Genomic DNA, 24,927 nt, shown 5'->3' with positions numbered 1-24,927 from the left:
CGGGTATGGGTCGGAACATTTTAAAAATAGCTTTGAATGTGGCCATTCTGGCGATTTTGGCGGGGACAGTATTGCTTTCGCCAGCTATGGCGGCTTCGGATATTGACATACAGCGACTTGTTCAGGAAGCCCCGGATTTTTCCCTTTATGAAAAGGCACAAGGTATCGTCTGGTTGAAGGACCACCACTACACGTTGCTTGCCGATGGCAGTATGGAGACTGATATCTGCTGGGTAGTGCTTGTGCGGGATACTATTGACCCTTCTTGGCAGGATTGGTCTTTGCCAGCTCCCGAAGGAGGTTCTGTAGAAATTATGAAGGCGGAAGTGTACGATCCTGCTTCCGCTCTGTTGATAAAAACGGCAGAAGTTTCTTCTCAGGAAGTGGAAGGCCGTTCCCTTTATCATGTGCATTTCCCGGCAAGAGATGAAGTAATCTGGGTTCTTTCCTATAAGGTTCGATCACCTCGAAAACTAGGGGTGGATGGCTATGTGAGAACAGGCCTGACCCTCCCCCTATGGGAGCAGTTCATTACAGTGGACGTGCCCGCTGGTTCATCATTCTCCTGGCTTGCCAGTGAGAACGACGAACCAGCGCTCCAGAAACAGGCTGGGCGAGATCGATATCTATGGCATATAGTCAATCGCCCCATATGGCGAGGGACATCTCTTCTAAGCTCTTTCGAACCTTTTATAGCCTTTAGCATGCAGCAGGGGGAAGATGCTTATTATCGCCTTTTTCAGTCAATGGAAGGTGTTACTGTACCCGATGCCCCTGCATCGGTGGTTTCCATAGCAAAAAATGCAAACCATATGAAAGCCGGTAATGAAATTATTCAGTATGTAAAGAATCAGCCGTCCTTTCCGGATTTCGTGGCGGATAATCTTTTGAGGACAGTGATCCCTGAGAAAGGTGCCTGGTCGGATTGGGAAAAGACAATCATTCTCGCCCGATGGCTGCCCCTCGCGGGGTGGCAGGTGAATCTGAAATGGGTCACAGCGGCAGATATTGCAAAGGATACGCCTGTAACCAGGGGTTTTCTTCTAAAGCCGATCCTTGAAGCTTCTATCCCTGGCAGCGGCACTTTCTATTTCGACATTCGGCAGGGGCTTTCTTTGGGCAACACCCCTCCCTCTCTATGGGGCAGCAGGATATGCGGCATTGTTGACAGAAAACTTACATCCGATGTTATTCAGGGAGGCGGCGCAGCGGATCATCGACTTTCCCTTCGCTGGAATCTGAACCTTGACGAGAGCGGTTATCTTTCCGGGCATGCCTCTTTCTTGTTGCGAAACGGATGGGCGGGACTTTTCTTTGGAGGGAAGACACCTGATATTTCAACGGCTGCCTCTATTCTTTCAAACAGCACGGGGCTCCAGTTCGATAGCGGACAAGGGGAAATAAAGAAGCTGAAATATGGCTATGAAATAATCTTCCCCGTAAAGGTGTTTGGAGCGATTACTGGAGCTTCAGGTAAGCAGATGCTGGTAAAGCTTCCAACTTTTACTCCGCGATGCCTGAAGGAACTCGTGACTGTCCGCTCTCCTTTTTCCGTGCAGTTTCCATTTGCTGTAGAGATGGAATATGACCTTCGCATTCCTGATTCCATGAGCGTTCTTGCCCTTCCAGGTACGTCAGGTAAAGATATGGGAAAAGTAAAGTATTATGAAAATCTGACCTATAAAAAGAAAAAACATACAGTGAATGGTAGCGCCAGAGTAGTTGTGTCTGTGGATCGTTTTGATGGTTCCTTGGCCTCTGCCCTTAGCGAATCCCTGCGGCGTTTTGCCGATTTTAATACGAAGACACTGCCCCTGCGTGCAAAGTAAGTCTTTATCGGAGGTGTAAGAATGGCAGATGTATTGCGGACCCTTCGCCAGCTTCTGGATGAAGCGGTCCTATCCATGGCAGAAGAAAAAAATGTTGCAATTGATGATATTCCTGAGTTTGCTATTGAAAAACCGAAAAACGAGGGGCACGGAGATTGGGCAACAAACGCGGCCATGCAGCTGGCGAGAATATTCCATGACAATCCGAGAAAACTGGCCGAGCAAATTGTGAGCCGGTTGGCTGATTGTGATTATTTTACGGCGGTAGAAATTGCCGGTCCAGGTTTTATCAATTTTCGCCTCTCTAAAAAGTGGATGGGGGAAGTTGTAAAAGATATTATTACCCTTGACGATGATTACGGTCGCCAGAATATAGGCGGAGGAGAAAAGGTTCAGGTGGAATTTGTAAGCGCCAATCCTACCGGCCCCCTTCATGTGGGTCATGGTCGGGGTGCCGCTGTTGGTGACATTATTGCAAGGATCCTTGACTTTACCGGGTGGCAGGTGGAGAAAGAATATTATATTAATGATGCCGGATTGCAGATGGAGATTCTGGGGCGTTCAACACAGTCCAGATACTTCAAGCTTCTAAACTGCCCGGAACGTGCTCCATTTCCGGAAGATGCCTATAAAGGCGAGTATATATACGACCTAGCGAGGGAGATCATCGACCAGGAGGGGGACCGTTTCCTTTCTTTGCCCCTTGAAGAGAGCCTCGGTTTCTTTCAGACCTACGCAGCAGGCCGCATCCTGGAAGGCATTAAAAAAGACCTTGCAGATTTTGGCGTTGCATATGATGTCTGGTTTTCAGAGAAGAGTCTCTACGACAGGAATTTAGTTCCCCAGGCTATGGAGATGCTCAATAAACATGGGTACGCCTATGAGGAAGAAGGGGCGCTCTGGTTTAGGGCCACAGCCTTCGGAGATGAAAAGGATCGCGTTCTCATTCGGAATAACGGTGTGCCAACCTATTTCGCCTCAGATATTACCTATCATATGGAAAAATTTAGTCGGGGCTTTCAAAGGGTGATTGACGTTTGGGGAGCTGACCATCATGGATATGTCCCCCGAATGAAAGCGGGAGTGGAGGCTCTGGGCAAGGAAAGAGGAAGTCTTGAAGTCGTACTGATCCAGTTCGTAAATCTTTTGCGAGGCGGCGAACAAGTTGCTATGTCTACCCGTTCAGGACAATTTGTAACATTAAGGGACGTTATGGATGAAGTCGGTGTAGATGCAACGAGATATTTCTTTGTTATGAGGCGGAGCGACAGCCATCTTGATTTTGATCTGGAGCTGGCCAAGCAATCCTCTAATGAAAATCCAGTGTACTATGTTCAGTACGCCCATGCGCGCATTTGCAGCGTTCTCAAAGAGGCAGAAAACAGGCATATCCCAATGCCCGGTCTTGCTGGGTTTAACCCAGAGCTTCTTGTTTCTGACGAAGAGAAAAAACTAGTCAATCGTCTTTCCCTCTTCCCCCAGGAAGTGAAACGGGCTGCTTTGGACCGCGCTCCCCATGTGATTGTAAGTTTTGCCTATGATCTGGCAGCGGACTTTCATTCTTTTTATAATGCCAATCGCATACTTGGGGAACGTCAGGATATTATGGATATGCGGCTTTTGCTTGTGCAAGCATCGAAGTCTGTGCTTTCCCGCTCTTTAAAACTTCTTGGAGTGAGTGCTCCGGAAAGGATGTAAAGGCATGCCGCGGTTACGGTGGGTTCTTTTAACGGTTGTCCTGTTTCTTATAACAGCCATTATGGGAACAGCCTATATCGTGGAACTTCGCGACATACGCCGCCTTTCAGTTTTAGTGGATACCCGAATGAACTATTTAATGGAAAAAAGCCGGACGATCCAGGAATGCCGTGAAAAGATCGAATTTTATAAAACTCAGGAAGGGATGGCCCATCTGGCGAGAGACCAGTATAACCTGGTTTTTCCAGGTGAGCGGATCTATAGAATTGTTGTAACGTCAGATGATACCTTGCCCGAGAATAAACAGTAGCGTATAATACACGGGCATGTGTCCCTGTCTCTTTTTAAGAAAAGAGACCACTTAGACCAAAGGGAGGAGGTGAGTTACGTGCGGCCATACGAAATGATGATTCTTGTCAATGCAGATCTCGAAGAACCTAAAGAAGAGGTTTCTAAAGTGGAAGAGGTCGTACGAAGCCTCGGTGGAGAGCTTTCAAAAACCGATATATGGGGAAAAAGAAAGCTGGCTTATCCAGTAAATGAGCACACCGATGGTTTCTATGCTGTCATGACCTTTAAGCTCAACCCTGACGAAATAACAGAGCTTGAACGATTGCTGAGCTTGCGGCAGAATGTGCACCGGCAGATGATCGTCCGTCTTGACGAAGAATAAGGAGGAGATCTTTTGGCCAGGGGATTCAACAAAGTCATACTTATGGGAAATCTGTCTCGTGATCCTGAAATTCGTTACACTACGTCCAAACAGGCAGTAGCAAGGTTGAACGTAGCTGTTGACCGTCAATGGAAAGGCCGAAGCGGAGAAGTGCAGAACCAGGTCGATTTTATCCCAGTTGTTGTCTGGGGGGCTCAAGCTGAGAACTGCGAACGGTACCTCCGCAAGGGACGTCCGGTTTTGATAGAGGGACGTCTCCAGGTGAGGAGTTACGATGACAAATCAGGTGAACGCCGCTGGATGACCGAGGTAATCGCTGCTTCAGTAATCTTTTTAGGCAGTGCTCCCAGAGATGATGAGAATAAAGGAAGCCCTTATGGTGGAGGAAACGATAATTTTGGAAGTATCCGCGATAAAGGTTTCGGTGGAGAAGAGTTCCCTCTTGACATCTCCGAAATGGGAGAACCTGATTCCGGGGATGATGAAGCAGATATTCCCTTTTAGAGAGGAGGAACAACTATGGCTGTAAGTGGAGGCGCTTCAAAGGGGCCAAGAGCTCCGAGAAGAGGCGGCAAGAGACGGCCAAAGGTTTGTTTTTACTGTGTCGACAAAATTGATTATGTTGACTATAAAGATGTAGAACGCCTGAGGAAGTACATTAGCGAACGAGGCAAGATCATGCCGAGACGAGTTACCGGAAATTGCGCCAAACATCAGCGGCAGCTGACAACAGCAATTAAAAGAGCTCGTTTTATGGCGCTTTTGCCCTACTCTGTAGATTAAACGGCAGAATAATAAGATTTTTCAGGGGGGTGGCCGCGGCTTCTCCCCTTCTTTTTTAAGCACAACTAGTGCGTGAAAGGATGTTTTTGCGTGACACCAACGAGAAGCCTTGTGGAATCATCCCTTCTTGTAGGGCTGGCAGTCGTACTTTTTCTCGCGGCTCAATTTCTTCCTGTCGTCGGAATTGTTTTTTCCTTTCTTTGTCCGGCCCCTCTCGTAGTAATGGGCCTGAGACACGACATAAAAAAGGCCCTTCTTGGTGTAGCTGTAGCTACAGGTCTTATTACGATCTTTATGGGGCCCATAGGTGCGCTGTTCTTTATTCTTGGTTTTGGTGTATTAGGGGTGGGGCTTGGCATTCTTGCAAAACGTTTTACCAGGGGAGTTGAGATTATTCTTTATGGAATACTTCTCTCTCTGGGAAGCAAGTTGCTTCTCATGGTTATCGCGAGCAAAGTAATGGGAGTAAATCCTTTTTCCATAGATCCTGTAGAGGTGGAAACCATGTTCAATAAGATATTCGCCTTCTACGCAGGAAAAGGGCTTTCCCCGGAGACAATTGAATCTATGAAGCAGCAGGTAATGATGTCTCTGAAGATAATTCCCCTTGTTTTTCCCGCACTTCTTACATTAGCCGCCTCTGTTGATTGCTATCTTAGCTACGTCATTAGCAGTGCGGTGATAAGGAGGGTTGGAAGCGGGGTTCTTCCGCCTTTGCCGCCTTTCTCCAACTGGCGGTTCCCAAAAAGTATTTTTTGGGCTCTGCTAGTATCTATGGTTTTTTCTATGGTGGGAATGCAACAAGGGCAGACTAGCCTGCTATTCCGTATGGGGATGAACTTAAAACTCCTTGTCAATATTATTTTTCTACTTCAGGGGTTGTCGGTCATCTGGTATTATCTTTCATTGAAGGGTATAGGGGCTGTTGTTAAATGGATTGCGCTACTACTTATAGTTTTTATCCCATTCCTTTCGAATGTTTCACTGATCCTTGGAGTGGCAGATATGTGGTTTGATTTCAGGTCACGAATCAGGAGGGAATAGCAATGAAGGTGATCTTGAAAGAAGATGTTGCAAAACTTGGCAGTAAAGGCGACCTTATCGAGACATCCGACGGATATGCTCGAAATTACCTTTTTCCAAGAGGTTTGGCGGAAGAGGCAACACCCGCCAAGCTGAAAGAGTGGAAGAAAGTGAAGGAAGCCCGAGAAAGAAAAGAAGAAAAAATGCTGGCCGAAGCTCAGGCAAAAAGCCGGAAGCTTCAAGGGAAGCGGGTTATTGTAAAAGCGAGCGCCGGAGAATCGGGGAAACTTTTTGGAAGCGTAACAAATGGTCATATAGAGGAAGCCCTGAAAAATCAGCTGGATGTATCAATTGATAAGAAAGACATCAGGCTTGATGAAAATATTCGAAATACGGGAAATTATTCCTTTACGGTCAAGCTCTATCAAGGGGTAGAAGCTCGTATGACCGTCAAAGTTGAGGCTGAATAGTAGTGGGTGAAAATATATATAATCGAGTGCCTCCGTCAAGTCTTGAGGCAGAGCGCGCCGTATTAGGGGCTTGCCTTGTTGATAGGGAAGCCCTCAACATGGTGATGGAGACGCTTGTCCCTGATGATTTTTATGATTTAAACCATCGCCTGGCCTTTGATATTATTTGTGATATGGCACAGCGGGATAAACCTGTAGATGCCCTGACCTTCCTGGAAGAGTCAACCAAGCGCGAACTAGTAGAAAAAATCGGAGGGCAGCCCTTTATAGCAGGACTTGTCAACGGTGTGACCACCACTGCAAATGCGGAGTATTATGCCTTGATTGTGAAAGATAAGTCTATACATCGCCGTCTGATCTCTGCTGGAAACACCATTGTTCATCTCGGCTACTCTGAAGAGCGGGAAGTGGACGAGATTCTGGAAGAGGCGGAAAAAGCAGTTTTCGAAATAGCTCAGAAGAGGAACAGAACGAATTTCAGACCCATCTCTGATGTGTTAGGCAAAACATTCCAGATCATAGAAACCCAGTATCGAAAATCCGATCAGGATGTAACCGGTTTTTCTACCGGTTTTTATCAATTCGACAGAATGACAGGAGGCCTGCAGCCTGGCAGCCTTAATATCATAGCTGCCCGTCCCTCTATGGGGAAAACGGCATTGGCCTTGAATATCGCCCAATATGGTGGAGTTGAACGAAAGGAGCCTATCCTCATTTTCAGTCTTGAAATGAGCGCTGAGCAGCTTGTCCAGAGGATGCTCGGATCTGAAGCCAAGGTGAATATTCATGACATTAGAAATGGTTCCTTTGCTGAAAAGGACTGGGAAAAACTTGCCGATGCCGCTGGCCGTCTCTCTCAGGCCCCACTTTTTATAGACGATAGTTCAATGCTTTCCACTCTCGAATTTAGGGCCAGGGCCAGACGGTTCAAATCCCGTTTTGAAAATCTGGGACTCATAGTGGTTGACTACCTTCAGCTCATGAGTTTTGCTCGCCGCATCGATAGCAAACAGCAGGAAGTCGCGGAAATATCGAGGGCCTTAAAGGGAGTGGCTCGTGAGCTTGATGTTCCAGTTATAGCCCTTTCCCAGCTTTCCCGCGCAGTGGAACAGCGAAACGAGAAAATGCCCCAGCTGTCTGACCTTCGCGATAGTGGCGCTATAGAGCAGGACGCCGACTTGGTCATGCTCTTATACCGGCCTGGATATTATGACACGGCAGCCTCTCCAGAAGAAGAAGATAACAGGGCAACCATCCGGATAGCCAAACATCGTAATGGGCCTACAGGCGACGTGAATCTTGTGTTCTTAAAAGAATATACAAGATTTGTAAATGTTGAAAGAACCTTCATGTAGCAGGTCAGTAAGTTGCGAAGACAGGCTATGGATAGAATAAACAAAATGAAAGATCCGTCTTTCTCTAATGAAAGCCCCTCATTTTTAATGGAGGGCTTTTTATTTTCCTGCTTTTTTGCCATGCTCATTTTCCCAAATATGGTTTTCTCAGGCAACCACTGGTTTCAGAGCTTACATCTTCTAAAATGGGTTACGGCTTTTGTTCCCATTGCTCTGATAGTATTGGTTCTTTGGGCCAGTTCTTTTAATAAAAGGGTCGTTTTTTTCTTTTCTGTTGACTTCTTCGCCCTTATATGGCTTGCCTTTTTGGTTTATATAACATTGCAGCCTCTTTGGGTTCCCATATCTTCCCCCCCAACATTCTTGCGAAGCTGGTTCTTCTTCGCCGGGCTTTGGGTTCTTTATGTTGTTGCTTCGAATTTTTTCTCTATGGAGTTTCTCTCTTTTATGTTGTGGGGAAGTGCCATTAGCGGTACTTTGAGCGTTTTTTTCGCAGAATTGCAGCTTCGGGGAATGAATGGCTTCTTTCCTTTTATTCTAGCTACACCAGGACATTACATCGCTAATACCGGTCAACAAAACATGTTAGGGCTGTGGCTGGCTATTTGTGTACTTAACACCATGTATCTTTATATAAAAAAGAAAACTATTGTTTCAGGTATCCCGATCATCATTTTTATGGCGGTGATAGAGTGGGGGCTTTGGAATACCACAAGCCGCTCCGCAATTTTTGGAATTGGGGCGGGCATCATCTTTATGCTGATAATGTCATTGAGGACCCAGTCTAGGGAGATTCAGAAGAAATCTTTAGCAGTGATTCTTATTTTTTTTGTCATACTGGGAGTTACCATTGAAATGAATAAGGGGAGAATAGGGACCCTGAGGCAAAAATTTGCAGATGTTCTTGAGAATCCGGCTTCCGTTGGCAAAAGAGACAGCATCTGGCTTACTTCTTGGTATATGTTTCGATCCCACCCCCTTCAGGGGGTAGGTCTAGGCCAGTATAAATGGCATTATCTAGAAGCTCAGCGCTCTATGCGTGCTCTTCACCCTGAAAAAGCCTGGCAATTCACTTACTGGGCCCATAATGAATACCTTCAGTGGTTATGTGAAACAGGGATTGTGGGGGGATTGTGGCTTTTGCTTCTTGCAGGTTGGTGGCTCTGGAGTTTTGGGGGGATAATATGGAGAAAAATTCGTCTCCCTCATGAGATTTTGTGGGGAACATCTCTTATCGCTCTTATTTTAGGCACAGGTCTATGGACCCGCCCTTTCCATCGTATCGAAAACGTTCTATGGATGGTTGTGGCTTTTGCGATAGCCAATAAGGAGATTCTTGGCACCCAGCCGTTGTTTTCTTTTTTTAGAAAAAGCAAGAAAGCTTTTTTTACTCTGCTTGGCGTGGGTGTCCTTTTGGGGCTTCTATTCCTTGGTCAAGGTATGTACGGGGATTATCTTTTGAGCTCTTCCTTCAATGTTAAGGACGTGGATTTGCAGAGAGACTATCTAGAAAGGGCCGGCAAATCTTTTATGGTGCAAGATCTTGCTCAAAAGCAATTGGCCTATCATTACTTAAATACGGGAGAGCGTCTGCGGAATCCGCAAATGGTCTCCGCGGGGCTCAACCGTCTTTATGATGTTTTTCAACACGAACCTCATGGAAAGGATCTAGGTATCCTTTTAAACTGGGGGCACAGGTTGAATAACGAAACCCTTCTCAATGAACTGTCTCCTTATACCCAATAAAGGGGACAGAAATATATCCATCACTGTCCCCTTTATTACGTTGCCTGGTTTATGAAATGTAAAGCAGATCCCTATAGGTAGGATAGGGCCAGACACTGGCTGCAGTTATAGACTCGGCAGCATCGCACATGCCCCTGATGGCTTCGTACAGGGGCAGGCCCTCTTCGGTGAGTACCTGGGCCTGCTTCTCTATGGGCTTGTCCTGAATGGTTTTGCGCAGGTTGTCAAGGTGTTCAATAGAGGTGAGAAGTCCGCTTTTCAATGTGCAGAGACGTTCGGTAAACCCCATCCAGGGCTGAGTATCAATATTGATCTTGCCCTCAATGGCAGAAAGGGACTGGCCTTCTAAAACTATCTGTTTTGTAAGGGCTGGCAGAATTCCTTCCCATACCATAGAGTGCAAAATTCCCATCTCGATCTCCACAGTCTTTATATATTGTTCAAGTCTTATTTCATAATAGGCTGACGTTTCTCTGTCTGTCATAACATGAAGATCAGATAAAAGTTGACGGTGTTCTGGCACAAGATAGAGGGCCAGGGCCTCAGGCGTAGTGTTGGCAATGGAAAGGCCTCTCCTTCGCGCTTCGTCATGCCACTCCTGGCTATAGGCATTTCCTTCAAAACGGATGTTCCTGCTTTCTTGAGCGGCATATCGAATGGCTTCAAGGGCCGCATCCACCACATCTCCCCCACCAAGGCGCGCTTCGATCCTAGAGCACATCTGGTCAAGCCCCCACGCCCAGATGCTTAAGATCATGGTGAGAGGGCCGGCGATGGATTGCGATGCTCCAGGGGCCCTGAACTCAAATTTGTTGCCGGTAAAGGCTATAGGCGCCGTTCTGTTCCTATCCGTATTGTCAGCCCGAATCTCTGGCAAACGATTGAGTCCCAGGTCTATAAGGCTTTTCCCTGGAAAAGACTCAGGAAGACCCTGTTCGATTCGTTCCATAATCGTGGCAAGGGTGTTTCCAAGATATACGCTCATAATAGGCGGCGGAGCCTCGTGTCCGCCAAGACGGTGCATGTTTCCCGGCGAGGCTATGGATGCCCGAAGCAAAGGGCTGTAGCGGGAAAGCCCAAGAAGAAGAGCGGAAAGAAAGGTCAAAAACTGAATGTTCTTCCGATGGTTGGTAGACGGTTTCAAAACGTTCTTCCCATCGCTGTCCTGTATTGAGAAATTAATATGCTTTCCGCTCCCATTCAGACCAGCGAAAGGTTTTTCATGAAGCAGGAGCATAAGATCGTGGCGGCGGGCCATCTTCCGCATGGTTTCCATAACAAGTTGGTTCTGATCGCAGGCGAGGTTCGCTTCAGAGAATTGAGGGGCAAATTCGAATTGGCAGGGAGCCGCTTCGTTATGGCGAGTGGTGATAACGACCCCAAGACGATAGAGATCGCGCTCTACATCTTCCATATAGGCGAGGACCCTGGGGGGGATGGCTCCAAAATAGTGATCTTCCATCTGTTGCCCTTTAGGGGGTTGGCAGCCAATGATCGTGCGGCCGCAGAATTGAAGATCTGGGCGCTTGCGAGCTCTTTCACCATCCACAAGAAAGTATTCCTGTTCAGCCCCTACCGTAACCTTGGCCCACCGTAATCCGCGGTTCCCAAAAAGCTTGAGAAGACGAAGGGCCCTGCTTTCTACCGCATCGAGAGATTTCATCAGAGGAGTCTTGAGGTCAAGGGGGGTGCCATCGTAGGATATAAAGACAGAGGGGATGCACAGTGTTCCCCCTTTACGGCTAGTGACAACAAATGCTGGACTTGTGGGATCCCAGGCGCTGTATCCTCGCGCTTCAAAGGTGGAGCGAATGCCGCCGGAAGGGAAAGACGAGGCATCCGGTTCACTTTGTACTAATTCCTTTCCCTTAAAAGACTCCATGGGCAGCCCATTTTCATCTGCTGAAAGGAAAGCCATGTGTTTTTCAGCGGTGAGATCTGTGCGGGGGTGGAACCAGTGGGTATAGTGAGTGGCTCCTTTTGATAACGCCCATTCTTTCATGGCAGCTGCCACCATATCCGCAATACTGGCATCTAGTTTCTGCCCAACCTCGATAGATGCGATGAGAGTATCGTATATATCCCTTGGGAGGCGCTCTCTCATGGCTCTTCTGTCAAAAACATACATCCCGAAAATATCCCGCGGCTTATCGTATGGCATCATAATCCCTTCTCACTTATAGAGTGGATATTACAAAAAAATGATGCTGATTTATAGCACCAAAAATAAACGGAGTCAATAGTTTTCATATTTAATGTTTAAAAAATAGATTGGTGCGTATAAAAGGTGGATAAAGAGGTTTTTGGAGTATAAGGAGCTATGATTAATCATGTTATTTGAGAAAATTCATGCTTAAAGAAGAGCCTATGATTTCATGCTTGCCCTGAAAACCATGAAGGTATATTTTCTCAGCGAGGGAGAGGGGGTTTTTTGGTGTAAAATCTAATAGACAATATATTAGAAAGAAAGGAGCTTAGACACAATGCTTCTTAAAAAAGAATTTGTATTCGATGCCGCCCATAACCTAATCCATTACAAGGGGAAGTGCGAAAAACTTCATGGCCATACCTATCGCATGGTAGTGATCATTGAAGGCATACCAGACCATGAAGGCATGGTCATTGATTTCTGTGAAGTTTCTTCCCTCGTTAAAGAGCGGGTCATTTCACGTCTTGACCACGCGTATATCAATGATATTATCCCCCAGCCTTCGGCGGAAAATATTGCGGTATGGGTCTGGAAAGAAATAGAGGGTTTTCTGCGACGACCTAACTGCCATTTGGAGGCAGTAGAAATTTGGGAGACAGCGACCAGTGGAGTAGTCGTTAGAAAGGAAGACATCAATGCGTGACGTGCAGAACGAGCGAGACTCAAGAAAAATTCCCATTGACCTTGTGGGGGTGAGAAACCTCTCTTACCCCATTATAGTTCTCGATAGACAGCAGAATGAGCAGCGAACAGTGGCGGAGATCTCCATGGCTGTTTCCTTGCCCCATCACTATCGGGGCACACATATGAGTCGTTTTATTGAAGTTCTTGAGGAATTCCAGGGGAAAGTGACACTTTCACAAATGGAGCATATTACGGAGCATCTTCGGAAGGTCCTTCACGCAGACCGGGCTGAGATCACTTTTCAATTTCCCTATTTTATGCGCCGTTACGCCCCGGTAACCAATCTTCCAAGTTATTCCCGTTATGATGTGACATTCTGGTCTCAGAAATCGGATACCTTTGATCTTGTGACCACAGTTTCAGTTCCTGTACAGACACTGTGTCCCTGCTCAAAAGAAATCTCTGAGGCGGGTGCCCATAATCAGCGGGGCAGAATAGACATATCAGCCCGCATGAAAAATTTTGTCTGGATCGAAGAGCTTGTTGAAATTGCAGAACGCTGCGGTTCTGCTCCTCTTCACACTTTGCTGAAAAGAGAAGATGAAAAATATGTAACAGAGGAGGCCTATAACAACGCTAAATTCGTAGAAGACGTGCTCCGTGACACGGCCTTGGCACTTGAAGCTGAACCCCGCATATCCTGGTACAAAGTGAGAGTGGTCAGCTCTGAAAGCATTCATAATCACGATGCTTTTGCAGAGCTTGAAAGACATGTGGCTCATGGGGGGTCCATATGAATATACTCTTTGGGGACAAGGCCTTTCTGCGATTGAGGGATAGTCTTTTTCCTGCTTTTAAGGAACATTCTCTGGATGTGGCAGGCGACGGAGAACTCGAGCAGAAACTTCCATGGGCGGATGTGCTTGTCATCCGTCCTATGAATATTACAAAAAGTCTTCTCCAACATGGAACAAACCTTAAAATGGTTCAGCAGTGGGGTGCGGGTGTGGAAGGCCTTAACATTCAGGACTGTACGGATTTGGGCATATATGCCTGCAACATACCATCCAGGGGCACTGGTAATGGGGAAGGAGTTGCAGAAATGGCCATTCTCCATATGATGCTTCTAGGAAGGCGATATCATCGATCCCGAGAAAAACTCTTGGAGGGCAAGGTCTTTACACCTCCAGGGACAGTTCTGTGGGGCAAAAAAGCCTGTGTCATCGGTCTTGGCAATCTGGGACACTGTCTGGTAGAGCGTTTGAAGGGCCTTGGGATGACTGTGGCAGGAGTCAACCGCACCTATAGGGACGAGTTCTTCCAATGGGGCGTAGACACCTTCCACCTTTTGACAGAAATAGAAAAGGCAGTGACTGGATGCCGGTTTGTCATTGTTGCCCTGGCATTGACGCCCGAAACGAGGCATACTATTGGCGAGTCTTTTTTTCAGGCTATGGACAGAGATGCCTTTTTTATTAATGTAGCTCGTGGAGATATTGTGGAACGGGAAGCTTTTGACAAGGCTATCCAAAATCAATGGATTGCCGGGGCGGGGCTTGATGTATTTTGGAACGAGCCGCCCGATATTGCCGACCCCATCCTTCACCATCCTCTCATAACAACTACTCCTCACGTTGGCGGGGTAACAGATGCTTCCTTTCAGGGTGCCGTTGACTTTATAGTAGAAAACATCAAAAGGCTGTCAGATGGACGTGAACCATGTTCTTGTCTCAATGTCCAAGATATTAACAGAAGGAAGACGCTGTAATCGATGAATTTTAATTTTGGGGAAAAAAGAAAAGCCGTTGCCTATGGAGTTATGGTTTTATGTTTTATAACGGCAGCCATATGGGTTTATGGGCTTTGGTGGCGTAATTATGAGGTGACCCACCCTCGTATCACTCAGGCTGTTCCTCATTCTTATGAGGAAGAAATGCCTTTTTCAGGAATGCTTTTATGGGAAGAAATCATTGTAACCACCCCAGTTGGGGGAAATGTGGCCTATACTGTTCCTGAAAGTGGTGGGAGAGTGAGTCAGGGAGATGTCATAGCAACTGTGGGTGAAGAATCACGTCAACAGCTTCGCGCGCCCCTGACAGGCTACTTTGTTCCCGGTCTCGATGGCTTTGAGGGGAGATTAAGTTATCAGTCCCTTTGGGCGGGAGAAGACAGGATTCCCCAAACCCCAGAGCTTTCGCTCTTTTCAATGGGACATACAGCAGAGAGGGGTGGCTTTATTGGAAAGCTTATCCCCATGCCTCAGGAGTTAAGAGCGGTAGGGTATGCGGATTTGACTCCAGCCCTTGATAAACAGTTAAAGCGGGGATTGATATCTTTACGTCGCGGTCCTAAAGACCCTCTGTACCAAGCGGAAGTACGGGTTGTGAGAAAAATGGGACATAGGGTGAAATTATATCTTTCCCTTCCCTTTTTTCCTGTTAATATTGTTAAAAAACGTTCTGTATCGTATCTTATTTCTACAGAAGAGCATGTTGGCGTGTCCATTCCCCAATCTGCTGTCATTTCGCGAGAGGGCAAATTAGGCGTCTTTATTGTGGAGGGAAATTACGCCAGATTTAAAGAGGTCAAAGGCATTCCCCTGACAGATCATCTTTTTTTCATTACAAGTGGACTTCAGCCAGGGAATATCGTTATTCTTAAAGCAGATCATGCCAGGGAGGGCAGAGTAGAGCTATGGTAACTATAGACATACGTAAAAATGTAGAACTTATTCGCAACAGTATCGAGGAAGGCGCTGCCAAAAGTGGGCGCCAGGCTCATGAGATAAAACTTATTGCCATAACAAAAAACCACGCGGTGGAAGAAATGGTAACGGCCATTCGGGATGCTGGCATTATGTACATTGGAGAGAACCGGGTTCAGGAGGCCCAGACAAAAATATGTTCGTGGCCTGAGGAGGTTCAGGCTCAATGGCACCTTGTGGGCCATCTTCAGCGGAACAAGGCGCGGAAGGCCCTTGAAATATTTCATACGATACAGTCATTGGAGTCCGAATCCCTTGCAGAGAGACTGGAACGCATATGTGTAGAAATGAACCGCACCGTCCAGGTGCTGCTAGAGGTAAATACGTCTGGAGAAACATCTAAACATGGTGTTGCGCCAAAGGATGTACAAGCACTTCTTGATTTTGTAATAGAAAAGTGTCCCTCTCTACATGTAGCTGGTTTTATGACCGTCGGCCCCCTTACAGATGATGAAAACAGAGTAAGGGAGGCTTTTGCGCTGCTCAGGAACCTGCGAGATGATCTGAGCTCTTCCACGGGAGTGTCCTTGCCGGAGCTTTCCATGGGTATGAGTGGAGATTTTCAGTGGGCCATTGAGGAGGGTAGTACCATGGTTCGGATCGGGACGGCTATTTTTGGTCCCCGATCATATTGACCGCTCTAATTACAGGAGGTGGTTCAATGTTTGAGCGCCTGATGGCTATGCTGGGGCTTGCCGAATACGACTATGATGATGTGGGGAACGAGGCAGCTCTGGAAGTACCGGTTCGTACCGAAGAAGATCTGGAGGAACGGCAGAAAAGGGTATTAAAAACTCCTCCCACCCAGGCACAAATAGTGATTTGCCGGGGTGAACTCTGCCTTGACCGGAGGGAAGAACTTGGAGAAGCTCTTCATAGAGGACTTATGGTCATTGTGGATTTGCGAAACATGGAACGGGATGTTGGGCAAAGCGTACTTGATTTTTTATGTGGAGTTGCATTTGCAATGCGTGGAGATGTGGTGCGAGTGTCGCCTGGAGTTTTTATAGCTTCTCCGCGTAAGGGGATAACAGAGGAATGGAAGGAGGAACATCGTGCCTGATCTTATAACGGCCCTTGATATTGAAAGTAAGACTTTTTCAAGATCTATTCGCGGGTATGACCCCGATCAGGTTGATGAATTTCTCGATCAAATAGCAGAAACTCTTCGTCTGATGGCTCAGCAGATAACAGACCTGGAGCGGGAAGCCTTGCTCTATGAAGGGCAATTAAAAGAGTATAACAATCTGAAAGACACATTGCAGGAAACTCTTCTTATGGCTCAGAAAAGTGCTGAAGCCAAAACGGAAGCGGCGAAACAGGAGGCCGACGCGATTATTTCTGAAGCTCGGGCCAAAAGTGAGCGCATAGTGTTCGAGGCTATGAACGAGCGGGATCTTCATCGGCGGGAAGCTGCTAGTTTTGCAGACCTGAAGCGGGTATTCAAAGGAGATATGGTGGCTCTTTTATCGAAATTCTCTTCCATACTTAACTCCATTGAAGACAAACCGGAGGAGAGTTAAAGGGAGTGACGGAGAAAAAATTGCATCAGCAGTCTGTGCGCTATATTAAAGGGGTAGGGGCGGTAAGAGAAAAGCAATTGAACCGCCTTGGCATTCAGACTGCTGAAGATTTGATTCTATTTTTCCCACGCCGTTACGAAGACAGAAGAGGTTTAACCTCTTTGGCCAAATTGAGGCCGGAAACCACAGTTTCACTTCTTGTCCGCGTCGTAGCGGTAGAAAAGCGTCAAACATCCAGGAAAGGATTTGTCATTATTCAGGGACTTATGACAGACGGTCAGGATTTTCTTCGCGCAGTCTGGTTCAATAGAAAAGGACTGGAACGCTTGCTTACGCCAGGCAAAGAGGTTGCCTTGTATGGTCCAATAGATTGGAAATACGGACATCTTCAGATCACAAATCCTGAATTTGAAATCATAGAAGAAGGGGAAAGCCCTGAATCTATTGGTCAAGTGGTGCCAATCTATCCACTTACTGCTGGATTGCATCAGCGGTGGTTTCGCAAGCTCATTCGTTTTTGTCTTGATAATAGCCCATTTATTTTTGATCCGTTACCTGATTTTTTACGATTGAAACATGCTTTCCCTCCCCTCTATGACTCTATTCTAGAAATGCATTACCCCCAGGGGCGTGAAAGCTGGAAAAAGGCGAGAGATCGCCTGGCCTATCAGGAGCTCTTTGTGCTTCAGACAGGTATGGCTCTCCGACGAGGAGAGCGGTCCCGTCTGGCTGAAAAAGCTCCAATACTGCCAGAGAGCGGAAGACTGAAAGAGCGTTTCCTGAAAGAAATCTTTCCCTACCCTCTCACGGAAGCTCAGAAGAAAGTTTCTCTAGAAATAAGTCAGGATATGGCCCTTAATATCCCCATGCATCGCCTTCTTCAGGGGGATGTGGGGTCTGGCAAAACAGCAGTAGCTGTTCTGGCCCTCCTTCAAGCTGTGGAGGGAGGGTACCAGGGGGCTTTTATGGCTCCTACAGAAATATTGGCTCAACAACACTACTACAGGTTGCATTCTTTTCTGGAGCCCTTGGGGGTTTCGGTGGTGCTGCTCATAGGTTCTTTGAAAAACAGGGCGAGGGAATTGACATTGCAAAAGATCAGCACAGGTGAGGCCCACGTTGTGGTAGGAACTCACGCCCTGTTTTCTGACCCCGTCACCTTTTCAAATCTAGGGTTTGCCGTCATAGATGAACAGCATCGGTTTGGCGTGCTGCAAAAAAACGCCCTTCGCGCCAAGGGGGCCAATGAGGGGCAAGCTCCTCATATATTGGTCATGACAGCTACGCCTATTCCACGGACCCTCACCCTTTCAGTCTATGGGGATCTTTCTGTTTCAGTCATTGATGAAATGCCGCCAGGCAGAACACCCATACAGACGAGATGGCTTAAGAAAAAAGAAGAGGGACGGTTGTGGGCCTTTATACGGGAGAGGTGCTCCGCCAGGGAAAGGATATACTGGGTTTGCCCTCTCATAGATGAAAGTGAAACCCTTTCAGTGGCTTCGGTAACTGAGAGGTACGAATATCTCAAGAAACTTTTCCCGGATCTGAACGTAGGTCTTTTGCATGGTCAGCTTCCATCGAGTGAAAAAGAAACCATAATGAGGAGTTTTGCGAGGGGGCATCTTGACTTAATCGTTTCTACCACGGTTATTGAAGTAGGAGTTGATGTCCCCCAGGCCACTGTGATGGTCATAGAAGATGCTGATCGTTTTGGTCTCTCCCAACTTCATCAGCTTCGCGGGAGGGTGGGAAGGGGCGGGAACCAGAGCTACTGCGTTCTATTGAGCAATCCAACCACCAGGGAAGGTGTAGAAAGACTCAAGGTTATGTGTGCCACCACCGACGGTTTTAAAATAGCGGAAGCTGATTTGAGGCTTAGGGGACCGGGTGAGGTGTGTGGCGTCAGGCAGCATGGAATTACAGATTTCAGAGTGGCAGATCTCTTAAAGGATCGTTCTCTGCTCGACATGGCTAGAAAAGATGCTTTCAGTCTTGTGGAATGTGACCCTCGCCTTTCTGAAGAACAGGGACTTCTAGATTATGTTTTGAGAACGGTGGGAAAAAACCTTGAATTGGCGGGAATAGCATGAGTGACCGGAATCTTGAAAACTATCTTCAGCGATTGTTAACCCGTGGAGCCTATACATGTTGGCAAATACACGATAAACTCATAAAAAAGGGTGCAGCTGAAGAAGAAGCGGATAAATTAGTTGAGCAGTACAAAGAATTAGGCTTTCTTGATGATGAAGCTTATAGTATTCTTTTTGTGGCATCCCATAGAGGCTGGGGTGACCGGAAGTTGCGGGATGAGTTGCGCAGGCGAAAGGTGGCTCGCTGCGTGATTGAGAAAGTGCTTGAGGAGGCAGAGTCTGACGAAGTCCAGCGCGCCTGCATCTTAGCAGGAGAATGGAAAGACCATGATATTGACCCTCGTAGAATATGGGGGCGGTTGGTTCGTCGGGGTTTTTCTCCCAGTTCTTGCAGAATTGCTTTAGAAAGGACTTGTGAGCCCTTCTTTTGACCTGTAAAATAGAACCCTCAGCACTACGTGTGCAGTCTCCATTAAATATGACAGCACCTTGATAATAAAATGAGGAGTGATTGGCCAATTATGCAAATTATGACTGCTATTATAGGAATAGCTGCAGGCCTTGCTGCTGGAGTTGCAGCAGGGTTTATGCTTTCAAAAACTATTGGAGCAAAACATCTTGAAAACGCCAAACTAAGGGCAGAAACAATTCTTAAAGAGGCGGTTCAAGAAGGGGAACAGCGTAAACGGGAGAAATTGACAGAGGCCAGGGAAGAATCTTATAAACTTCGCCAGGAACTGGAAAGGGAGAACAAAGAGCGCCGATCGGAGCTGCAGAGAGCAGAACGGCGACTCGAACAAAAAGAAGAGAACCTCGATAAGAAAATTGACCGTATGAGCCATAAGGAAGAAGAGCTTCGCCTCCAAAAGGAAGAAGTGGAGAAGCAGTCGGCAGAAATAGAGCTTATTCGTCTTGAGCAAGTCAAACGCCTTGAAGAAATCGCTGAAATGTCCAGAGAAGACGCTCGTCAGGTTCTATTAAAAGAGACAGAAGAGAATGTCCAGCATGACTTGGGGATGTTGATTAAAGATCTGGAAGAAAAGACACGGCGTGATGCGGATAAGAAAGCTAAGGAAGTGCTCGTAACAGCAATACAGAGGTGTGCGGTTGAGCAGACATCAGAAGTAGCGGTAAGCGTAGTTCCTTTGCCTTCAGATGAGATGAAGGGTCGTATTATCGGACGGGAAGGTCGAAACATCCGTTCTTTTGAAACTCTGACAGGAGTGGACCTCATAGTGGACGATACGCCTGAAGCTGTTACGTTAAGCAGTTTCGATCCAGTGCGAAGAGAAGTAGCCCGTCTTTCACTTGAAAGGCTTGTGGCTGATGGGCGCATTCATCCAGCCCGAATAGAAGAACTTGTTGAAAAAGCGACCAGCGACGTCGAAGAGCAGATTCTTGAAGCGGGAGAAACGGCCCTTCTAGAAACTGGCATTAAAAACATGCACGATGAGTTGGTATGTCTTATTGGCCAGCTTCGATTCCGTTACAGTTATGGGCAAAATGCCCTTCAGCACAGCCTTGAGGTTTCTCACTTATCGGGAATTATAGCAGGAGAACTGGGGCTGGACGAAGAGATGGCCCGACGTGCCGGGTTGCTCCATGACATAGGAAAAGCTGTGGACCATCAGATTGAAGGCCCTCATGCTCTTATTGGATCTGATCTGGCAAAGCGCTACGGAGAAACACCAGAAATCATCAATGCCATAGCTGCCCATCACGAGGATGTGGAGCAGACTTCTGTATATGATGTTATAGTTGCTGCAGCTGATGCGGTGAGCGCATCTCGCCCCGGGGCCAGACGAGAGAGTCTTGATGCGTATATACGCAGACTTGAAAAACTTGAGGAAGTGGCAAAGTCATTTAAAGGGGTAAGCAAGGCTTTTGCCATTCAGGCTGGACGAGAGGTGCGAGTCATTGTTTCACCGAATGTAACGGATGAAGGGGTGGTTTACAAGACGGCCTATGACATTGCTCGAAAGATAGAAGAGGAAATGAAGTATCCCGGTCAGATTAAAGTTACAGTGACCAGGGAGGTTCGGGCAACAGAGTACGCGAAATAGGCCCTTTATGTTATGAGGATACTTTTCGTTGGTGATATTGTAGGGCGGCCGGGACGAAAGATCTTTTCGGCCCTGTTGCCTCTTCTAAGAAAAGAGTTTTCCAAAATTGATTTCGTGATCGTAAACGGAGAAAATGCAGCTGCTGGCAAAGGACTGACCGATAAGATCATGAATGAACTATTCGCTGCCGGGGTGGATGGCATTACCTCTGGCAACCACATATGGGATCGGTCTGATTTCTTTACGGTTCTTGACGGAGAGCCAAGAGTAATAAGACCGGCGAACTATCCTCCGGGATGCCCGGGGTTGGGATGGACCGTTCTTTCTAAGAATGGAATGAAGTTAGGACTCATAAACTTGCAGGGACGGGTCTTTATGCCTGATATAGATTGTCCCTTTCGCAAGGCTGACGAAGTTCTAGAAACGTTTGCAGACGTGCCGGTGCTTGTGGATTTTCATGCAGAGGCCACTTCTGAAAAGCGAGTGTTGGGATTTTATCTGGACGGCAGGGTTTCGGCTTTTCTGGGAACTCACACCCATGTCCAGACAGCTGATGAAGAGATTCTTCCAGGGGGAACGGCCTATATTTCTGACGTGGGGATGACGGGATCCTTTCAAAGCGCCATAGGTATGACACTTGAAAGTGTTCTACCCCGGTTCCTTACGAGTCTCCCATCCCGTTTTCAGGTGGCAAGTGGTGACCTCCGTCTCAATGCTGTGATAGTCGATGTGGATAATGAAACAAAAAAGGCTGTGTCAATACAGCGAATAGCCAGGTCCCTTTGTGAAACAGAGGCCTGATGGAAGTAAAATATAAAAAGGGGAACTCTCCTAGTCTGGAGAGTTCCCCTTTTTATATTTGTTGCTTTCTTTAGCAAATGCGCGGCAGCATTTCACCAACAGGCATATCCACAACCCTCATTCCGCCTATTTCCGTTTGAAGGGCCACCATCCCTGCGTGATCTTCTGTCACAGTTCCAATAACAGCGGCTTCCTCGCAGAGAGAGCTTTCTCGCAAAAGCCCCAAGGCCCTGTCAGCGTCATCAGGAGCTACCGCAATGGCAGCGCATCCTTCACAGGCAAGGTAGAGAGGGTCGAAGCCTAGAATATCACAAACTGATTGTACGGCTATCCTTATAGGAATCTGTTTTTCCACCAGGGTGATTCCTATATTGCGCCCTTCTGCCCACTCGCACATAACAGTTCCTAATCCGCCCCGGGTACAATCCCGCATGCAACGTAACCCTTTCAGGGCCAATAGGGGCTTTAAAGCTGGCCAGAGAGGGGCGCAGTCGCTTTTCAGGTCTTCTGGATTGAGATTGAACCGACTGGCACCTATGGCCGCTCCATGTCGTCCTATGGATGTGCTTGCAATAATCTTGTCTCCCGACTGCAAGCGGTCCATTCCCAAAGGTTCTTCCGTAATCTGTTCTCCCACAGCGCAGGTGGTAATGAAAAGACCTTCCACATGTCCTTTAGGAACAACTTTTGTATCACCGGCAACCAGCTGAATGTTAAGATCTTCGCAAACGCGGGCGGCGCTCTTCATATACCGCGCGAGCTCAGCCATGTGAAGTCCTTCCTCTGCGACTACGCTCATGGCTATAAAACGAGGGAGCACCCCTCGTACCGCCAAATCATTGGCACTTCCGCAAATCGCTAGTTCCCCAATATCACCGCCAGGGAAATCCCTGGGAGAAACTGTAAAACTGTCAATTGTGACGCCAATTTTCCCCCAGATGAGAGCACAATCCTCCAGGTTTGATGTAAGGTTCTGCTCAGGGAAAACTGAAAGAATGGTCTGTATTAGATTTTGTGTTAGTCGTCCGCCGCTTCCGTGGCCGAGGGTGACCTTTTCCAGGGGGATGCACCTCCTCTATTATATTTATAATAGGCCGAACATGATCCTTCACTTGAAACCATACATGGGCCCACAGGTGTCATGGGGGTGCATGCAGCAGCAAAAAGAGGGCATTTCAAGGGGGTTATGTGTCCAGCCAACACATCCCCACAACAACAGCCTGCAGGCGGTTTAGGAGTGGGAATGGTTATTCCAAAGCGCAGAAGGGCATCAAAGGCTGCAAACTCATCTTTCAGGGCATATCCGGAAGATGGAATGAGCCCTAATCCCCGCCATCGAGCGGAACAAGGAGTGAAAACTTTTGAAATCAAATCCAGGGCTTTCTGGTTTCCTTCTGGTCTCACTGCTCTGGGGTAAAGAGAATGGAGGGCCGTCTCTCCATTTGAATGCTGAAAGACCAGATCCGCTATGGCTAAAAGAATATCCATGGGTTCAAAACCTGCAATGGCACAGGGGACGCCATAGTGATCGGCTAGAAAGCGATAGGCTTTGTGACCTAAAATAACACTTACATGGCCAGGCAGTATAAAACCGTTAATCTTTAGATCAGGGTCTTTGACCAGTTGCTCAAGTACTGGCGGCGTCTGTTTATGATAGACAAGGATTGAAAAGTTTGTGATATTCTTTTCTGTAGCTTCTAGTATGGTTGCGGCAGTGGCAGGAGCTGTCGTTTCAAAACCGACGGCCAGAAAGACGATCTCGCGCTCTGGATTGTCCTCGGCAATTGATAAAGCCTGAGCGGCACTTGTTATAAGCCTGACATCTTTTCCATCGCTTTTCCGTTCCGAAAGAGAGCCTCGTGTTCCCGGTACGCGAAGCATATCCCCATATGTTGCCATAGTAATATCAGGCATGTCGAGAAGGTTTATGGCACAATCTATTTCCCCCTGGTCTGTTACGCAAACAGGGCATCCCGGTCCAGAGATCAGAGAAAGGCCTGGAGGAAGAACAGAGCGAATGCCAGAGCGAAAAATAGAAACGGTATGAGTACCGCAAACCTCCATGAAAGTCAGTGGTTTTGTGAGACGCTGGCCGATGGCTTCTATTACATGGTGCGCCGTATAAGAAGCTTCGATCTGGCCAGGCTTCCTATCAAAGGGTGACATGGCTTTTTTCTGAGTAGAGATGTATCTCATTCCAGAGGGCCTGTAATTCTATAGAGTCATTTTCTTCAAGTTTTTCGATGGCAAATCCGGCATGAACAAGCACTGTATCGCCAATATCGGCAGAGTCTATCAAGTCAACGCGAACTTCTACCTGTACAGAACCAGCAGTAGCTAAAACGGTATTATGGTCTAAAATTCTTTCAATAGTGTGGGGAACCGCAAGACACATCTTGCCAATCACTCCTTTCAGTGTATAATTCTACTCCATATTGCCCCTAACGCAATGGACAGAAAAAACAATCGGATATTTCAATCCTATATTTTTCAATGAAGGACTACAATTTTTAACCTCTTGATGTATAATTAAAACACCTTTTATATTTCTTGAATAATGTCAATTTTTGCTATTTTGCATACTTGACAGTGTTTCTGAAAATTCATGCGGGAGGTGAGGGAGCAAAAAATATCATATTTATTTATAGACGAGTGTCGATGGTTATGAGAGATCACCGGCGCGAGCTGGTGAAAGAGGACCAAATGAAAAAGGGGGGTTATGCGGAACATGAGCAATAATGGAGAAAGAGAACAGTGGGGAAGTAGAATAGGATTTATTCTTGCAGCGGCCGGCTCAGCCGTAGGGCTTGGTAACATTTGGAGGTTTCCTTATATTACCGGTCAATATGGTGGCGCGGCCTTTGTTTTTCTTTATGTAGCACTTGTTTTCGTTATCGGTTTCTCAGTTATGCTTGCGGAAATAGCCATAGGTCGTCGTGCCCAGCTCAATGCCGTGGGCTCCTTTAAAAAACTTAAGGGGGGCGCGTGGCCTCTCGTGGGTTGGATGGGTGTCGCAGCCGGGTTTATAATTCTGTCTTATTATGCTGTCATCGGCGGCTGGACTATTAAGTACTTTATTATCACGTGGACGGGGCTTATGGAGGCCGGCGCAGCAGGGAAGGCTGGAGATGTATTTGGCGGTTTTGTTACGAACACGCCCCAGGTCATTCTATACGGTAGTGCCTATAAGTTTGTGTAAACTTCCTCATAGTCGGTGAAGTAAAATATACTGACAACAGGAGGTTTTAACAATGGCCAAAAGGACAAGCCCAC

Annotated in this window: 26 protein-coding genes; 22 read left to right on the top strand and 4 right to left on the bottom strand. The window is 47.1% G+C overall.

The features are described 5' to 3' along the window. The first annotated feature begins 5 nt into the window (after nucleotides 1–5). From BUC50_RS07460 to BUC50_RS07415, 10 genes are all read left to right on the top strand, one after another. Nucleotides 6–1,829 carry a hypothetical protein gene (locus BUC50_RS07460; protein WP_286677299.1) on the top strand — a complete coding sequence of 608 codons (1,824 nt, stop codon included), beginning with the start codon at nucleotides 6–8 and terminating at the stop codon, nucleotides 1,827–1,829. A gap of 21 nt (nucleotides 1,830–1,850) precedes the next feature. Then, nucleotides 1,851–3,527, top strand: coding sequence for an arginine--tRNA ligase (argS, locus tag BUC50_RS07455; RefSeq protein WP_013048804.1), 1,677 nt, complete (start codon nucleotides 1,851–1,853; stop codon nucleotides 3,525–3,527). Between the two features lie 4 nt (nucleotides 3,528–3,531). Beyond that, nucleotides 3,532–3,837 (top strand): hypothetical protein, encoded by a 306-nt coding sequence (locus tag BUC50_RS07450; RefSeq protein WP_013048803.1) that lies wholly within the window; start codon nucleotides 3,532–3,534, stop codon nucleotides 3,835–3,837. Between the two features lie 78 nt (nucleotides 3,838–3,915). Continuing rightward, nucleotides 3,916–4,200, top strand: a complete 285-nt coding sequence (gene rpsF, locus BUC50_RS07445) for a 30S ribosomal protein S6 (protein ID WP_013048802.1) — start codon at nucleotides 3,916–3,918, stop codon at nucleotides 4,198–4,200. Nucleotides 4,201–4,212: 12 nt separating this feature from the next. Next, nucleotides 4,213–4,704: a single-stranded DNA-binding protein gene (locus BUC50_RS07440; protein WP_013048801.1), complete on the top strand. Its 492-nt coding sequence runs from the start codon at nucleotides 4,213–4,215 to the stop codon at nucleotides 4,702–4,704. Between the two features lie 15 nt (nucleotides 4,705–4,719). Beyond that, nucleotides 4,720–4,983 (top strand): 30S ribosomal protein S18, encoded by a 264-nt coding sequence (gene rpsR, locus BUC50_RS07435; protein ID WP_013048800.1) that lies wholly within the window; start codon nucleotides 4,720–4,722, stop codon nucleotides 4,981–4,983. Nucleotides 4,984–5,073: 90 nt separating this feature from the next. After that, the gene (locus BUC50_RS07430) at nucleotides 5,074–6,027 is read left to right on the top strand and encodes a YybS family protein (protein WP_013048799.1); all 954 of its coding nucleotides are present in this window, start codon (nucleotides 5,074–5,076) and stop codon (nucleotides 6,025–6,027) included. A 2-nt stretch (nucleotides 6,028–6,029) separates the two neighbouring features. Beyond that, a complete protein-coding gene (gene rplI, locus BUC50_RS07425) occupies nucleotides 6,030–6,476 on the top strand; it encodes a 50S ribosomal protein L9 (protein WP_013048798.1) in 447 nt (148 codons plus the stop codon). 2 nt (nucleotides 6,477–6,478) lie between these two features. After that, nucleotides 6,479–7,831, top strand: a complete 1,353-nt coding sequence (gene dnaB / locus BUC50_RS07420; RefSeq protein ID WP_013048797.1) for a replicative DNA helicase — start codon at nucleotides 6,479–6,481, stop codon at nucleotides 7,829–7,831. Nucleotides 7,832–7,918: 87 nt separating this feature from the next. Further along, a complete protein-coding gene (locus BUC50_RS07415) occupies nucleotides 7,919–9,577 on the top strand; it encodes an O-antigen ligase family protein (protein WP_169302815.1) in 1,659 nt (552 codons plus the stop codon). 49 nt (nucleotides 9,578–9,626) lie between these two features. Here BUC50_RS07415 and BUC50_RS07410 read toward each other — a convergent pair whose 3' ends face one another. Continuing rightward, nucleotides 9,627–11,738, bottom strand: coding sequence for a glutamine synthetase III family protein (locus tag BUC50_RS07410; RefSeq protein ID WP_013048795.1), 2,112 nt, complete (start codon nucleotides 11,736–11,738; stop codon nucleotides 9,627–9,629). A 322-nt stretch (nucleotides 11,739–12,060) separates the two neighbouring features. Here BUC50_RS07410 and queD point away from each other — a divergent pair, with 322 nt between their 5' ends. The 11 genes from queD to BUC50_RS07355 all read left to right on the top strand — a co-directional run bounded on the left by queD (nucleotide 12,061) and on the right by BUC50_RS07355 (nucleotide 21,654). Beyond that, on the top strand, nucleotides 12,061–12,429 hold the full coding sequence (queD, locus tag BUC50_RS07405; RefSeq protein ID WP_013048794.1) for a 6-carboxytetrahydropterin synthase QueD: 369 nt from the start codon (nucleotides 12,061–12,063) through the stop codon (nucleotides 12,427–12,429). Beyond that, nucleotides 12,422–13,207, top strand: coding sequence for a GTP cyclohydrolase FolE2 (gene folE2 / locus BUC50_RS07400; protein ID WP_013048793.1), 786 nt, complete (start codon nucleotides 12,422–12,424; stop codon nucleotides 13,205–13,207). Before queD ends, folE2 begins: the two co-directional genes overlap by 8 nt. Further along, nucleotides 13,204–14,178: a 2-hydroxyacid dehydrogenase gene (locus BUC50_RS07395; protein ID WP_013048792.1), complete on the top strand. Its 975-nt coding sequence runs from the start codon at nucleotides 13,204–13,206 to the stop codon at nucleotides 14,176–14,178. The genes folE2 and BUC50_RS07395 overlap by 4 nt, the downstream gene beginning before the upstream one ends. 3 nt (nucleotides 14,179–14,181) lie before the next feature. Continuing rightward, a complete protein-coding gene (locus BUC50_RS07390; protein WP_013048791.1) occupies nucleotides 14,182–15,111 on the top strand; it encodes an HlyD family efflux transporter periplasmic adaptor subunit in 930 nt (309 codons plus the stop codon). After that, nucleotides 15,105–15,809 (top strand): YggS family pyridoxal phosphate-dependent enzyme, encoded by a 705-nt coding sequence (locus BUC50_RS07385; RefSeq protein WP_013048790.1) that lies wholly within the window; start codon nucleotides 15,105–15,107, stop codon nucleotides 15,807–15,809. Before BUC50_RS07390 ends, BUC50_RS07385 begins: the two co-directional genes overlap by 7 nt. Before the next feature lie 26 nt (nucleotides 15,810–15,835). Beyond that, complete coding sequence (sepF, locus tag BUC50_RS07380; protein ID WP_013048789.1) at nucleotides 15,836–16,237, top strand: cell division protein SepF; 402 nt, start codon at nucleotides 15,836–15,838, stop codon at nucleotides 16,235–16,237. Next, nucleotides 16,230–16,697, top strand: coding sequence for a DivIVA domain-containing protein (locus BUC50_RS07375; RefSeq protein WP_013048788.1), 468 nt, complete (start codon nucleotides 16,230–16,232; stop codon nucleotides 16,695–16,697). Before sepF ends, BUC50_RS07375 begins: the two co-directional genes overlap by 8 nt. A 5-nt stretch (nucleotides 16,698–16,702) precedes the next feature. Further along, the gene (recG, locus tag BUC50_RS07370; RefSeq protein WP_013048787.1) at nucleotides 16,703–18,790 is read left to right on the top strand and encodes an ATP-dependent DNA helicase RecG; all 2,088 of its coding nucleotides are present in this window, start codon (nucleotides 16,703–16,705) and stop codon (nucleotides 18,788–18,790) included. Continuing rightward, complete coding sequence (locus tag BUC50_RS07365) at nucleotides 18,787–19,221, top strand: regulatory protein RecX (protein ID WP_213700735.1); 435 nt, start codon at nucleotides 18,787–18,789, stop codon at nucleotides 19,219–19,221. Before recG ends, BUC50_RS07365 begins: the two co-directional genes overlap by 4 nt. Nucleotides 19,222–19,311: 90 nt before the next feature. Further along, complete coding sequence (gene rny / locus BUC50_RS07360; protein WP_273015114.1) at nucleotides 19,312–20,853, top strand: ribonuclease Y; 1,542 nt, start codon at nucleotides 19,312–19,314, stop codon at nucleotides 20,851–20,853. A gap of 12 nt (nucleotides 20,854–20,865) precedes the next feature. Beyond that, nucleotides 20,866–21,654 (top strand): TIGR00282 family metallophosphoesterase, encoded by a 789-nt coding sequence (locus tag BUC50_RS07355; protein WP_213700733.1) that lies wholly within the window; start codon nucleotides 20,866–20,868, stop codon nucleotides 21,652–21,654. Between the two features lie 70 nt (nucleotides 21,655–21,724). Here BUC50_RS07355 and hypE read toward each other — a convergent pair whose 3' ends face one another. Genes hypE through BUC50_RS07340 form a run of 3 tightly spaced genes read right to left on the bottom strand, consistent with a single transcriptional unit; the run spans nucleotide 21,725 to nucleotide 24,049 of the window. After that, entirely contained in the window at nucleotides 21,725–22,651 is a 927-nt protein-coding gene (gene hypE, locus BUC50_RS07350) for a hydrogenase expression/formation protein HypE (protein ID WP_352397012.1), read from the bottom strand. Nucleotides 22,652–22,671: 20 nt separating this feature from the next. Continuing rightward, nucleotides 22,672–23,850 carry a hydrogenase formation protein HypD gene (hypD, locus tag BUC50_RS07345; RefSeq protein WP_273311874.1) on the bottom strand — a complete coding sequence of 393 codons (1,179 nt, stop codon included), beginning with the start codon at nucleotides 23,848–23,850 and terminating at the stop codon, nucleotides 22,672–22,674. Further along, on the bottom strand, nucleotides 23,807–24,049 hold the full coding sequence (locus tag BUC50_RS07340; RefSeq protein ID WP_013048781.1) for a HypC/HybG/HupF family hydrogenase formation chaperone: 243 nt from the start codon (nucleotides 24,047–24,049) through the stop codon (nucleotides 23,807–23,809). The genes hypD and BUC50_RS07340 overlap by 44 nt, the downstream gene beginning before the upstream one ends. 333 nt (nucleotides 24,050–24,382) lie before the next feature. On the opposite strand from BUC50_RS07340, the gene BUC50_RS07335 reads away from it, so the two are divergent. Next, nucleotides 24,383–24,853 carry a sodium-dependent transporter gene (locus tag BUC50_RS07335; protein WP_502686064.1) on the top strand — a complete coding sequence of 157 codons (471 nt, stop codon included), beginning with the start codon at nucleotides 24,383–24,385 and terminating at the stop codon, nucleotides 24,851–24,853. The last annotated feature ends 74 nt before the right edge of the window (nucleotides 24,854–24,927 follow it).

The organism is Aminobacterium sp. EBM-42 (assembly GCF_001896635.1).
GTDB lineage: Bacteria > Synergistota > Synergistia > Synergistales > Aminobacteriaceae > Aminobacterium > Aminobacterium colombiense.
This window is presented reverse-complemented; position numbering and strand designations above follow the sequence as displayed.

Excerpts from the sequence above, each read along its gene's own strand:
- sepF (WP_013048789.1), top strand. The coding sequence starts at position 15,836 with ATGTTTGAGCGCCTGATGGCTATGCTGGGGCTTGCCGAATACGACTAT.
- BUC50_RS07450 (WP_013048803.1), top strand. The coding sequence starts at position 3,532 with ATGCCGCGGTTACGGTGGGTTCTTTTAACGGTTGTCCTGTTTCTTATA.
- BUC50_RS07395 (WP_013048792.1), top strand. The coding sequence starts at position 13,204 with ATGAATATACTCTTTGGGGACAAGGCCTTTCTGCGATTGAGGGATAGT.
- BUC50_RS07355 (WP_213700733.1), top strand. The coding sequence starts at position 20,866 with ATGAGGATACTTTTCGTTGGTGATATTGTAGGGCGGCCGGGACGAAAG.
- rplI (WP_013048798.1), top strand. The coding sequence starts at position 6,030 with ATGAAGGTGATCTTGAAAGAAGATGTTGCAAAACTTGGCAGTAAAGGC.
- hypD (WP_273311874.1), bottom strand. The coding sequence starts at position 23,850 with ATGAGATACATCTCTACTCAGAAAAAAGCCATGTCACCCTTTGATAGG.
- rpsR (WP_013048800.1), top strand. The coding sequence starts at position 4,720 with ATGGCTGTAAGTGGAGGCGCTTCAAAGGGGCCAAGAGCTCCGAGAAGA.
- BUC50_RS07335 (WP_502686064.1), top strand. The coding sequence starts at position 24,383 with ATGAGCAATAATGGAGAAAGAGAACAGTGGGGAAGTAGAATAGGATTT.
- BUC50_RS07365 (WP_213700735.1), top strand. The coding sequence starts at position 18,787 with ATGAGTGACCGGAATCTTGAAAACTATCTTCAGCGATTGTTAACCCGT.
- BUC50_RS07415 (WP_169302815.1), top strand. The coding sequence starts at position 7,919 with ATGGAGGGCTTTTTATTTTCCTGCTTTTTTGCCATGCTCATTTTCCCA.
- BUC50_RS07460 (WP_286677299.1), top strand. The coding sequence starts at position 6 with ATGGGTCGGAACATTTTAAAAATAGCTTTGAATGTGGCCATTCTGGCG.
- BUC50_RS07390 (WP_013048791.1), top strand. The coding sequence starts at position 14,182 with ATGAATTTTAATTTTGGGGAAAAAAGAAAAGCCGTTGCCTATGGAGTT.
- BUC50_RS07385 (WP_013048790.1), top strand. The coding sequence starts at position 15,105 with ATGGTAACTATAGACATACGTAAAAATGTAGAACTTATTCGCAACAGT.
- queD (WP_013048794.1), top strand. The coding sequence starts at position 12,061 with ATGCTTCTTAAAAAAGAATTTGTATTCGATGCCGCCCATAACCTAATC.
- rny (WP_273015114.1), top strand. The coding sequence starts at position 19,312 with ATGCAAATTATGACTGCTATTATAGGAATAGCTGCAGGCCTTGCTGCT.
- BUC50_RS07340 (WP_013048781.1), bottom strand. The coding sequence starts at position 24,049 with ATGTGTCTTGCGGTTCCCCACACTATTGAAAGAATTTTAGACCATAAT.
- BUC50_RS07410 (WP_013048795.1), bottom strand. The coding sequence starts at position 11,738 with ATGCCATACGATAAGCCGCGGGATATTTTCGGGATGTATGTTTTTGAC.
- folE2 (WP_013048793.1), top strand. The coding sequence starts at position 12,422 with ATGCGTGACGTGCAGAACGAGCGAGACTCAAGAAAAATTCCCATTGAC.
- argS (WP_013048804.1), top strand. The coding sequence starts at position 1,851 with ATGGCAGATGTATTGCGGACCCTTCGCCAGCTTCTGGATGAAGCGGTC.